At 67.4% G+C, this 11,542-nt stretch carries 10 protein-coding genes; all 10 read right to left on the minus strand.

What is annotated here, in order from left to right; all coding sequences use genetic code 11:
• On the minus strand, positions 1-352 hold a 352-nt coding region (locus QZH66_RS13830; protein ID WP_305806523.1), incomplete at its 3' end, for a DUF3322 domain-containing protein.
• A 9-nt stretch (positions 353-361) separates the two neighbouring features.
• Positions 362-3,868, minus strand: coding sequence for an SbcC/MukB-like Walker B domain-containing protein (locus QZH66_RS13835; RefSeq protein ID WP_305806524.1), 3,507 nt, complete (start codon positions 3,866-3,868; stop codon positions 362-364).
• Positions 3,869-3,962: 94 nt separating this feature from the next.
• Positions 3,963-4,649, minus strand: coding sequence for a DUF4194 domain-containing protein (locus QZH66_RS13840; RefSeq protein ID WP_305806525.1), 687 nt, complete (start codon positions 4,647-4,649; stop codon positions 3,963-3,965).
• Positions 4,636-6,105, minus strand: a complete 1,470-nt coding sequence (locus QZH66_RS13845) for a DUF3375 domain-containing protein (protein WP_305806526.1) — start codon at positions 6,103-6,105, stop codon at positions 4,636-4,638. Before QZH66_RS13845 ends, QZH66_RS13840 begins: the two co-directional genes overlap by 14 nt.
• A gap of 19 nt (positions 6,106-6,124) precedes the next feature.
• Complete coding sequence (folE, locus tag QZH66_RS13850; RefSeq protein ID WP_305806527.1) at positions 6,125-6,724, minus strand: GTP cyclohydrolase I FolE; 600 nt, start codon at positions 6,722-6,724, stop codon at positions 6,125-6,127.
• Between the two features lie 456 nt (positions 6,725-7,180).
• The gene (locus QZH66_RS13855; RefSeq protein WP_305806528.1) at positions 7,181-7,432 is read right to left on the minus strand and encodes a hypothetical protein; all 252 of its coding nucleotides are present in this window, start codon (positions 7,430-7,432) and stop codon (positions 7,181-7,183) included.
• Between the two features lie 106 nt (positions 7,433-7,538).
• Complete coding sequence (locus QZH66_RS13860; protein ID WP_305806529.1) at positions 7,539-8,567, minus strand: peptidoglycan recognition family protein; 1,029 nt, start codon at positions 8,565-8,567, stop codon at positions 7,539-7,541.
• A gap of 213 nt (positions 8,568-8,780) precedes the next feature.
• Positions 8,781-9,473, minus strand: a complete 693-nt coding sequence (locus QZH66_RS13865; RefSeq protein ID WP_305806530.1) for a hypothetical protein — start codon at positions 9,471-9,473, stop codon at positions 8,781-8,783.
• A complete protein-coding gene (locus tag QZH66_RS13870; RefSeq protein WP_305806531.1) occupies positions 9,460-9,990 on the minus strand; it encodes a MarR family transcriptional regulator in 531 nt (176 codons plus the stop codon). Before QZH66_RS13870 ends, QZH66_RS13865 begins: the two co-directional genes overlap by 14 nt.
• 228 nt (positions 9,991-10,218) lie before the next feature.
• Positions 10,219-11,542 (minus strand): exodeoxyribonuclease V subunit alpha (gene recD, locus QZH66_RS13875; RefSeq protein WP_305806532.1); only part of this gene is annotated, 1,324 nt, incomplete at its 5' end.

The raw sequence follows: 11,542 nt of genomic DNA on the forward strand, positions 1-11,542 counted from the left end.
GCGCTGCGCGCCGCACCGCGCGCGGCCAGCGCCCGCCCTCGCCCAGCGCCTGAGCCACTTCCTGCACGTTGTGCAGCCGCCAGCTCCGCGGCAACGACTGGCTGCCCAGCCGCGACCAGTTCCGCGTACCCCACTCGATCTCGCCGGGCAGCCCGGTGCGGCGCCAAGCCGTGAGCCAGGCATCGAAACGCGGCCAGTCGGCTTCAACCTGGGCCTGGTTCGGCGGCCGCAACGGCACCGGATCGGGGATGGCGGCCGGATCCAGCAACCATTCGCCACGCCGCCGGCGCCACTGCGCCCGCAGCCGGACCAGCGCGTCTTCGGGCAGCAGCATCGACGAAGGCATAGCCATGGCGGCCGATCAGGGGTCGTGCGGTCCGGCGATGGCCGCCCCGCCAGCGCGGGCTCGCTCCGGCAGCTTCAGCCGTCGCGCCTGCTCGTCGTATTCGATCAGCAACACGCCCGAATCGTGGCGGCCACTGATCTCGACAAAACAGGCGCCACCGATGAACGGCTCCAGCGTCATCACCGATTTCAGTGGCGTAGCCACCACCATCTGGAAGCCGAAATTCTCGAAGATATTCATCGCCAGCGCGGTGAACTCGTTGTCGGCCTTGTCGAAGGCTTCATCGAGCACCACCGCGCAATAACGCGGCAACTCGCCGTCCTCGCCGCCCAGCTGGTAGCGCAGCGCGGCCGCCAGGCAGGTGGTGGCCAGCTTCTGCCGCTGGCCACCGGATTTGCCGGCGCCGCTGCGGTAGATCTCCACCTGCTGGCGGGTGGCCGCATCCACCTCCACGCCAATGAACTCCACATGCAGGCGCACATCGAGCACCAGCTCGCACCAGCGGCGATCCTCGCTTTCGGCCGATCCCAGTCGCTGCACCAATGCACGCAGGGTGGCGAACTGCGCTTCGGCCACCTCGCGGTCCTCGGTCTGGTGGTGGCCAAGCACCTCGCGCAGCTGCTGGTGGAATTCCACCACTTCGGGCAGCCGGCGGTCGGTCAGCTCGATGGTCAGCAGCGTGCCGCGATTGAACGGCACCTGCTCCAGGCTGGCGTTGACCTCGTCCAGCCGTTGGGCGATGGACTTGCGCGCCTCGGCGGTATGCCGTTGCAGCGCCAGCAGGTTGTTCTTGCTCTGTCGCTGCAGCAGTTCGAAAAAGCGCGCCTCGTGCTGCGGCAGGCCATCGCGCTCCAACCGTTGCAGGCGGGCAAGGAAATCATCGGCGCCGGCCAGGCTGGCGGTGAAATCGCCGCTGTCTTCGGGCCACAGCCGGCAGTAGCGGCGGAAGCACTCCACCAGCAGCTGTTCCAGCTGCTGTCCCTCGCGGTCGCTGTCGGCCAGCTGCGTGTTGAGTGCACTACCGATCTGGCGGAAGTGGGCTTCAAGGTTACCCAGCCCCAACGGGCCGAGGGCCACCAGGCGCTCACCCAGCCCCTGCAACTGCAGCGGCGTGACCACACGCTGGCCGGCATCGGCACAGGCCAACCGTTCCTTCTCCCAACGCTCGCATTCGCCACGCAGCTTGATCCGCTCCTCGCGCACGTCGGCATAGGTGCGTTCGGCCTGTGTCACGTCGGCGCGCGCGCGGTCGATGGCCTCGCCAAGCTGGCGCAGGTTCGCATCGCCCTCGCGTAGTTGCTGCAATGCCCGGGCAATGTCGTCCAGCCGCTGCAGACGGCTGCCAACATCGATGTCGTCCCAGTCCAGGTTGACCAGGGTGTTGCAGGCCAGCCGCTGCTGGCTTTCGTGTTCACGGCGGGCGCGCAGCTGCGCTACTTCGGCCTCGCAACCGGCAATACGCTGGGCCAGCTGCTGCCCCTCNAGCCGCTGCTGGCTTTCGTGTTCACGGCGGGCGCGCAGCTGCGCTACTTCGGCCTCGCAACCGGCAATACGCTGGGCCAGCTGCTGCCCCTCGCGTTCGAACAGCGCCAACTTGTCGCGGTTGTCGAAGCCCAGCAGCCAGCGCTTGCGGTCGCCGATGGCGTGGCGGTCATCCTTCTCGTAGCGGTCGCCAGGATGCTTGACCTGGCCTTCGCGGGTGATCGCGCGCTCGGCATTGCGCAGCGCGCGGGCGTTGTCCACGCACTCGTAGTCGAAGCGGCGGCCCAGCTCCGGGCGCAGCCAGCCGGCAAATGCGTGTTCGCGCAGTTCCAGCTTGTGCAGCAGCGAGCGTGGTTGCGGCGTGCGTGCCATGGCATCGTCGTTACGGCGCACGCGGTAATAGACCAAACGCATGCCCAGGTGGGTCTGGTTGATCCAGTCGGCAACCTGGGCGTGGTGCTTCTCGTCCACCAGCAGCGACTGCGCGAACCCGTGCAGCACGCGCTCGATCGCGCCGCGCCATGCGGCGTCTTCCTCGCGCACCTGCAGCAGCTCGGCTACGAACGGCAGTGCCGCCTCGGCCAGCCCGGTATCGGCGCACAGCCGCGCACGCAACGCCTGCAACGGTGCCGGGACGTTGGACGGATTGCGGGTGAGCGCTTCGATCTCGGCGCGTACCTCGGCAAAACGCTTTTCATCATCGCGCTTGCCGGCCAACCGCTCGCCAATCCTCTCGTCGCAGTCGGCAGCGGCGCGCTGGCCCTCGTCCAGCCGCTGCCGTGCCTGCTCCAGCTGCGCGGCAAATCCATGCGCGCTGCCGGCCAGGACCTGCTCCAGCTGGCGGCAGGCCTGTTCAGCCTGGCTGCGCCGCGCGGCGCGGCGGTCGCGTTCGGCCGTCATCCGGGCCTGCTCGCGCTCCAATTCGTCGATGCGCTCACCGCCCTGCTCGCTACGTTGCTTTTCCAGGTCGGCCAAGCGTGCCTTGTGGTTATCCAGCACGTTGCGGCGCTGCCCCTCCTCACCGGCCAGACCGCGGTCCCGGGTATCAAGTTCGCGCAGACAGGTGTCGAGCAGGGCCAGCCGCTGCTGTTCACGGAACGGGTCGATGCCCAGACGCAACTCGTCCAGCTCGCTGCGGTGGCGACGCAAGGCCAGCAGCCTGGCATGGTGTTCACGTGCGGGCAGCAATGTCTCCACCTGGCGGCGCGCGGTGACCACAGCCTGGTGGGCGCCGTCGAGTTCGGAAAAATCGGTGATCAGCCGCTCGGCGGCCTCGAACGTTTTCGGCTCGTCCAGCATGAAGCCGCGCAGGAAGGCGTTGAGGTCACCCAGGTTCTTGGCCGACTGGGTCTTGTGCAGCAGCCGCAGCGCCATCTCGTTGCCAATGCCCAGCAGGTGGCGGAAGCGTTCGGCATAACCGGCGAAGCTGTCGAAGTGGTGCACATCGGCCAGCCGTGCCTTGAGTCGGCGCAGGTCCAGGTCGAAGCCCTGCAGGTCGCGGGCGATATCGAACGCGCGCTCGGCCACCATGTAGTGCTTGCGTACGTCGGCGGCACTGGCGCCATTACCGGCGATCCAGAACAGCCGTACCAGGCTGACCACGGCGCCCTCGCCATTGCGGTATTCCAGTACCAGCGCGCTCCAGCTGGCCCCCCGGCGCAGGTACTGGGTGGCGATCTCGCCGGACTCGCGATCCTGCTGGTCGGCCCAGGCCCCGCGCACATAGGACACCAGGTTGCGATCGCGGCCGCTGCGTTCGGCTTCGCGTGCGGCGGCGTTGAAGTCGACGATGTTCGGCGGCGTCAGCAGCGCGCTCATCGCATCGAGCAGGGTCGACTTGCCGGAACCGGAGCGGCCGACAAACAGGAAGCCTTTTTCGGCGATCGGCACTTCGGTCAATCCGGAGAACGTGCCCCAGTTGTGCACCTGCAACCGGCGCATGCGGAACTGCGCCGCGCGCAGGTCAGGCTGACCATCGTTGAACAGGCTGGCACTGGCACTGGAACGGGCGCGTGGCACACGCGGAGTCGGCAAGTTCATCGTCACATCCAGGGCGCGGCATGCAAGGCGCGCGCGCAGTCGTTGAGGCGGGTGGCGTGGCGGCACTGCCGCAGCGGCGCAGGGCAAGGACTGCTCATGCGTCGTCCATGGCCGGCGCGCCACTTTCGCGCAGCTGGCGGTACACCTGGGCCAGCAGCGCCACGTCCTCGGCGGAAAACAGCAGTTTGAGCGCGGGCGACACTTCGTAGCGGTCTTCGGTGCCGCGCAACCGGGTCAACAGGTGGTTGTCCTTCATCTTGCCGATGGCGGCGGCGACGCGGCGGTTGAAGCCGGCACGGTCGGTGGACAGGTTCTTCTCGTATACCGCCAATGCCTCGGCCAGCGACGCATCCTCGACCACGGCGCGGTGGCCGCGCGCATCGGCTTCGGCCAGTTGCTGGCGCAGATGCAGCAGCAGCACCGAGTCGATGAAGGTCAGTGGCGTCGAGCGCAGCAACACCGGGGTTTCCAGCTCGCCGGTATCGGCCTGGCGGGTGAATGCCACACCGCCCTCGCGGTCCAGCACCAGTTCCAGGAACAGTTCGGACAACACCGCGCGGATACCGGCCTCGCTGCGCAGCAGGGCCGGCCACAACTGGCTGTGGCGCTGGGCATCGATGCTGGGCCCGGCCAGCAGCTGGCACAGCGCGCGGCGCGCTTCGAACGGCAGCTGGCCGCTGTCACCCGTGAACAGTGCGCCACTGGCAGTGCCCGCAGGCACCGCACTGGTGCCGTTGCCGTTTGCGGCATCTGTCGAGGCAGGAAGGTCAGACCAGTTCATCGCGTTTTTCCTTCATGAACCACACCAGCGGGATACGTGCCCGCCGCACGGTGCCATCACCTCCCTGCCATTGCGCGGTTTCGGTTTCACCTTCGACTACCACGCCGTGGCGCGTGCCCAGCGACAGGAAGCCAATCACCGATCCCAGCCCCTGCGCGGCCGGGCGCAACCGCAACGCCTGCGCGATCGACAACTGCGGGTATTCGTCCAGCAGTTCATGCAGGTCGGCACGCAGGCTGCGCAGATCGATCTCCGACTGCAGCATCAGCTCGCCAACGCTGTCCAGCGAGATCGCTGCCGCCTCGTTGCGCAGCACCTGGCCGTCCACCCGCTGGCTGCGCGGATCGTGCAGCCGCCACTGGCTGAGCGAACGCAGGCGGCTGGTGCTCAATGCCAGCTCGTGACCAATGGCGCGCTGCGCAGGCACCAGCTCGCGCAGCTGCAGCGCTTCGCCCTGGGCCTGCTTGAGCAGCCGGTTGAGCCGGCGCTGTTCAAGGTAGCCACGGCTCTGCACGAAACCGCGCAGGCTGCGGGCGAAGTGCTGCAAAACGTCGTGCACCTGGCCGCCCCGCTCGAGCATGGTGGCAGTGAAGCCTCGCAGGAAACCGCGCTCGCTGCGCTCCAGCTTGCGGGCAAAGCCGCGGGCCAGCACCGTTTCCAGCGCGGCATCGAGCTGCGCACTCTGCTCGGCATCGTTGAGCAGCGTCCAGAAGGCCTGGAAGCTTCGCCCGGCCTCGCTGTCGCCTATCACATCGACCCCGGCGAACAGCCGCTCCAGCACTTCGCCGCGCTCGCCCTCGTCGTCGATGATGCGCTCGCGGAACTCGCGGTTGAGCCGTTCGAAATCATCGCGGACACGGCGGAAATCCTCGGTCAGCTCATCGGCCAGGGCAATCACCTGGCGGGTGCGCTCCAGCGCACGCTTGCCGTCGATGGCGGCGGTCTTGCCGGCAGACACGCGGGCAATTTCCGCGTCAATGCGGTCGCGCTCGTCGCGCAGCGCCGCCAGCCGTGCATCCGGGTTCGATTCGGTCAGCGCCGCCAGCTGCGACAGCTGCTGGATCACCAGCGCCAGCCGGCTCTCGGTGGCCGCGCTGGAGGCATGCTCCAGCCCGGCGATAAAGCGGATCGCCTGCGTGGCCTGGGTGGACAGCTCGTATTCTTCCTGCTGCGCCCCCTCGGGCAGGCGTCGTTCCAGCCAGCCCTGTGCCAGCCAGTGCGCCACATAAGCCTGCGCGGGACGCGGCAGTTCGTGCAGCAGCTGCCCGGCGTTGAGGTCGTCCAGCTGCTGTTGCAGGCGTTCATGCAGCACCGCCGCCGGCAGCCGCCGCTCCCCTTCCAGCAGCAGGCTCTGCAGCAGCCCGATCACTTCCGGGGCATGGTCGGCTGCCAACAGCTTCCACAGCGGCTGCTCGCGCAGATGGCGATAGCGGGCAACGCGCGGGCGATATTTCATCGGCACACCGCGTCCGGCTTCAGCGCTTGTTCTGACCGACTTCGATGAAGCGCAGGAACTCGGCGCGGGTGCGCGCGTCCTCGCGGAAGCTGCCCAGCATCTTCGAGGTGACCATGCTCACGCCGCGCTTGTGGATGCCGCGGGTGGTCATGCACTCGTGCGCGCCTTCCACCACCACGCCCACGCCCAGCGGCTGCAGCACGTCCTGGATGCACTGGGCGATCTGCGCGGTCATCTTTTCCTGCACCTGGAAGCGGCGGGCATAGGCTTCCACCACGCGCGCCAGCTTGGAGATGCCCACCACCTTTCCGGCCGGCAGGTAGCCCACGTGCACGCGGCCGATGATCGGCGCCATGTGGTGCTCGCAGTGGCTTTCGTATTCGATGTCGCGCAGCACGATCAGCTCGTCGTAGCCGGCCACTTCCTCGAAGGTGCGCTCCATGTAGGCGCGCGGGTCCTCGCGGTAGCCGCTGAACCAGTCGCCATAGGCTTCGGCCACGCGCCGCGGGGTATCGAGCAGGCCTTCACGCGTGGGGTCTTCACCGGCCCACTCCAGCAGGGTGCGCACGGCCGCTTCGGCCTGGGCCTGGGTGACCGGGGATTTGGGGGAATCGGCCATGGAGTCGGCGCCTGTATTACGGGGCCGACATGCTACCAGCCGGGCGGGGGGACGGCATGGTTCCGGGTTAAGCCACGCCTTCTGGCAACGCCTGCGCGCGCAAGGGAAATCCCCCGCCGCGGCTGGCGCTGGCCGGTTGCTATGGGCAGCGGGTTTCCGCGGCAGTCAGGCGCTCGCGCCGTGGACCGCCCGCGGGCGCCGGCAACTGCAGCAGCGCCAGCAGCCAGCAAACTGGCAGCAGGATGCACGAGCCCGGCAGGGCAAGCCGGGTCTTCCTGGCAAACCGGTCTCCTCCTGATCGTGGCGATCGCCGGTACATGCCCACCGGCGGGGAGGAAAAAACGGTTCAGGCCTGGCCTGGAACGACTGTGCGGTGAATTGACCGTCCCTGCCGACCAGAACAGCGGCGCGACCTAGGACAGCTGCGCGCTTCAAGTTCCGCTTGATAGCGATCCGTCAGTGGTCATGCGCTTCGGGCATCAGGATCACCAGCGGCTCGCACGCCGACTGTGAGCAACCCATCAGCTGCGCCCGCTCGCCGCTGCGCAATATGCTGGTGCCGGCCGCGTTGATCTCGAAATCCCAGACCGTTCCCTGTATTTGAGTGCGACCCTTGATCGAGCATGGCAACCAGTCGAACTGGTGCAGTTCCCCTTCCTGCAGTTCCCTGCTCAGGTTCAACAACGACGCCGCCTGCCGTTTGTCCAAGGACCATTCCCTGCACATCGCCACTTCACCCTCGTCACGGCGTGCACCCTGAGCCGGCCGGTACACCGACGACGACACCTCCAGGACTGTCGGTTGGCCGCCATTGCTATCGGCTCTGGCCTGCGGCTGGCATCCCCACAGCATCGGCAGCAGGACCAGGGGCAGCAGGTGCGTAAAGACCGGCGCCTTCGCCAGGTGTCTTGCGGGAGATGGCATCGTGCTCGTACACGTCATGGTCGTTGAGTCCAAAGTTGTGTTGCAGGATGCCGACCAGTTGCCGGATCGACGCGCTCTGTTCAGCGGTTGGAGCGTCCCACGTCCGCGTGGACGGGTCATAGCGTCCCACCACCTCGATGCCGACGCTGTCGGCATTGGTGGGATATCTTTCCGGATAGGGTCGGCTTGCTTCGACCCGGCCTACCGCACGGGCAGCTGGCGCCTTCCACTCGGCCTGTCCAGTACGGGCGGATCGGAGCTCGCGCTGGTCGGCAGGAGTAATCGTGCCTTCGACCTCTCCTCGAGAGCGTATTGCGCCGACATGCCAAGCCTGCTGATCGACGCTGACGGACTGATGGATGGTGCCATCCTTGTCTATCAGGAAGTGGGCGCCGGTGCCGCCTGCCCCGGTACGCCAGGCCTGCAAGGTGCCGGAAGCGGTGCTTGATTCCGTGCGATGCAGGACGATGCCATTCACCTGCTCCATCACACCGTGCTGGATCCTGGAGATCGGCGTGTGGACGACACCCCGATCCATCAGGAATCCATCAGCGCCGATGCTGATATCCCGGCTGTACGATGCAAGCGACTCATGCGCAGGCCGCCACCTCGCTTCAACGGGGACACCAAAGCGCAGCGCGGCGGGATCGGATTCATGGCTGTGATAGCCCGCCCGCGGCACAACGAACACCGACGGCCGGGCGGCATCCGGATCACCGATCAATACCTGCCCGATATCACGCGCCAGCATTTGCGGCTGCCGGCCGCGCAGTTCCGCATACAACGCCGCCGCCAGGTTGGCGGCTTGCTCCGTATTCCAACTCCCCACCGCCTGCATCCCAGTCAAAATGCGCTGATGCATTTCGTGATCCGGATGCAATGGGTCATTGGGAAGCCGTGTCCTCGATGTTTCCTCCATCGCCATCTCCTTTGCCGGGTCTGCGATCCAGGGCTGAGACCATAGCGCCACCACGGCCACAACCGTGAAAAATCTTCGCCTTCTTCTCCTGACGGGACGCCCGCAATGTGACAGGTCCCAAGCGCATTGCGAAAGGAAACCTCACTTTGAGGCCGGTTCCACCATCCGGTTTCCCCATCCTCTAAATGGACATGATCCTAAACAAGTAAACCCTCAGCGCTGTGCCGCAATGCGCTGCAGTCGCTCGATGATGATGTGCACCCGGTCCGGATCGGCAAGCAATCCGGGCAAGCAATTGAGGAAATCGGGGTTGGCCAGCAGATCCGTAAAAAACGCGGCGACCGCCTGCCGCATCGGCATCGACGCCTGGGCAAGTTCATCAGGCAACTCGGGGCGGCCGTCGAGCACGTTGAGCACGTCCTCCAGATCATGGCTGGCCATGAAGTCGCCACCGCCCCGATCCCTGAAGGCCTCCAGCTTGGTGGCGAAGAATGCCGGCGCAGTGACCCGACGGATCTGCACGCCGTTTCCCAATCGATGCAGCTGTGCGGTGGCCACCGCTTCGCCATACCAGCGGTTGCCGAAGCCCAGGATCGACGCGTCCACGGGCATCAGGTCGAACAACAGCTGCGAGCCGCGATGCCGCCACCGGCAGATCACGCCACTTTGCGCATCGCGGACAAAGCCGCGTTGCTCCAGCCGGGTTTCGATGCGGTGATAGTGGGCAAGGCTGTCTGCCTGGACGATGGCGTCCACGTCCAATGTGGGGCGAACGCCTTCAGCCAGCGGGTCGGTCAACAGCAATCCGGCGGTAGCGCCGCCGACAAACACCACCTGCTCGCACAGATCGCCCAAGGCCTCGGCAATGGCCAGCAGCTGCGGCAGATTGGGATCAGGCCGCGCCATCGTCGCCTCGCAGGGATCCGGTCAGCAGCGTGGCCGCCAGCTCGCGCTCGCGCGCGCGGCCGATGCGCAGTGCATCAAGCAGTGCCAGCAGCCGATACAGCGCCGGGTCGGCCAGTGCGGCCTGGGGGGCGGTACGGTAGATCGGCGAGATGGAAGGCCCGCGGGCGGTACCGTGCGGGTGCGCCCAGACCGGCACATCGGCGCTGTTCTGCAACTGGCTGGCCAGCGGTTCCGCGCCGTATGCCGTAGGCACGCCCCGTTTTACCGGGCCGATTTCAGCGGGAAATGCATATCGGGCGCCATGCAGCAGAAATTCCAGCAACGCGGGATGGATGGGCGACCAGTCCCCCCTGCCGCGCAGGTTCACCAGTCCGGCACCCGTGGCGCGTTTCACGCTGGCATGGACCTCGGCCGCGCTCATGGCCAGTTCCTGGGCCAGGCTGGCGAAAGTGAACTTCTGTTGCGGATGGGCACAGACTTTCAGCAGTACCAGAAGCTCTTGAGGTTTGAGGTCCACGGCAATATTCGTTATTCGCGAATAGCGAATATTGCCGATCCGGGCGGGTTCTGCAAGCCTGATCCGTATTGCGGAAACCCCGCCAGGAAAGCAATCGCGCGCTCAACCGTGCCTCCCGCCCCGACCAGCGGCTGGCATGGCGGCGTGATGACTCGGCGCGACCGGCCAGATGCCGGGAAACGGGGGAGAACCGGGGTCAGGTTCACTTGCGGTCCCGGTCCGTCGCGCTTAGAACAACGCGCCTTGCTGGGGCATGTCTGCTGACGCATCGGGAATCCGTTCGGGTAGCGTTTCTTTGCGCTCTCCAGCCAAGCGCCACCCCAGCCCCGAAATCCGTGCCGCATGCCGTGCCAGTGCGGCGTTGATGACCTCGGCGCTGCCGGCCAGGTGCAGTGCGCGCTTGGCGCGGGTGAGGCCGGTGTAGAGCAGTTCGCGCGCGAGTACGCGGCTGTCGTGGCGCGGCAGCTGCAGCCACACCTGCTCGAACTCCGAACCTTGGGCCTTGTGCACGGTCATCGCGAACGCGCTTTCGTGCGCGGGCAGTGCCGCCGGGTGGAACGCGCGGACCTCGCCGGCCTCGTCGCCGGGGAACCAGGCCAGCACCGGGCCGTGGCCGTCGCGCCCGCCTTCGCTTCGCAGGCAGACGCCGACATCGCCATTGAACAGGCGGTGCCGGTAGCTGTTCTCGGTGACCAGCAGCAGCCGGCCGTGGAAGTAACCGGGCGCGCCGCGTTTGCCGCCGCCCAGCAGTTCCTCGATGCGTGCGTTGAGCCCGCGCGCACCTTGCGGACCTTCGCGCAGCGCGGTCAGCAGGCGGAAGCGGCCGGCCAGTGCCAGCGCGGCCGCCGGGCTGTCGGCGGTGGCCAATGCGCGGAAGTGGCCGAGCAGGGTGTCGCGCGCCGGGCCGTCGAGCGGATCGAAGGTGTCTTCGGCAAACTCCACGCCCGCCAGCGTGCCGCCGCGCAGCAGCTGCAACGCGTGCGCCGCGTCGCCGCTGCGCACCGCTTCGGCCAGCGGTGCCAGGGCGAAGCCTTCCACCTGGCGATAGCCGCGGCGCAGATGCACGCGACGACCCGGCGCCGATGACGGTTCGGCCACCGCCTGCGCCGGCAAGGTACCCAGCAGCGGCGCCAATGCCTGCGCGTCCTTGCTGGACACGTTGTCGCCCGCGCCGGCCGCGGCCAGGATCGCGGCCAGCACGTCGCCGGCTTCCACCGACGGCAGCTGGTCGGCGTCGCCCAACAGCAACAGGCGCGCGCCCTCGGCCACGGCATCGACCAGCTTGGCCATCAGCGGCAGGTCCACCATCGAGGCCTCGTCGATCACGACCAGGTCGAACGGCAACGGGTTGTCGGCGTGATGGCGGAACCGTGTGCTGTCGGGGATGGTGCCCAGCAGCCGGTGCACGGTACTGGCGCTGGCCGGCAGCGCGGCCAGCAGCCCGGGATCGACATCGGGCAAAGGTTCGATGGCGGCGACCGCCCGGCGCAGGCTTTCGGCCATGCGTTCGGCGGCGCGGCCGGTGGGCGCGGCCAGCGCGATGCGCGGTGGC

It is taken from the genome of Stenotrophomonas sp. YIM B06876 (genome assembly GCF_030711595.1).
In the GTDB taxonomy this organism is placed as follows: Bacteria; Pseudomonadota; Gammaproteobacteria; order Xanthomonadales; family Xanthomonadaceae; genus Stenotrophomonas.

Bases quoted from the DNA above. Each gene is read 5' to 3' on its own strand.
- QZH66_RS13840 (WP_305806525.1), bottom strand. From the start codon at position 4,649: ATGAACTGGTCTGACCTTCCTGCCTCGACAGATGCCGCAAACGGCAAC.
- QZH66_RS13845 (WP_305806526.1), bottom strand. From the start codon at position 6,105: ATGAAATATCGCCCGCGCGTTGCCCGCTATCGCCATCTGCGCGAGCAG.
- folE (WP_305806527.1), bottom strand. From the start codon at position 6,724: ATGGCCGATTCCCCCAAATCCCCGGTCACCCAGGCCCAGGCCGAAGCG.
- QZH66_RS13860 (WP_305806529.1), bottom strand. From the start codon at position 8,567: ATGGAGGAAACATCGAGGACACGGCTTCCCAATGACCCATTGCATCCG.
- QZH66_RS13865 (WP_305806530.1), bottom strand. From the start codon at position 9,473: ATGGCGCGGCCTGATCCCAATCTGCCGCAGCTGCTGGCCATTGCCGAG.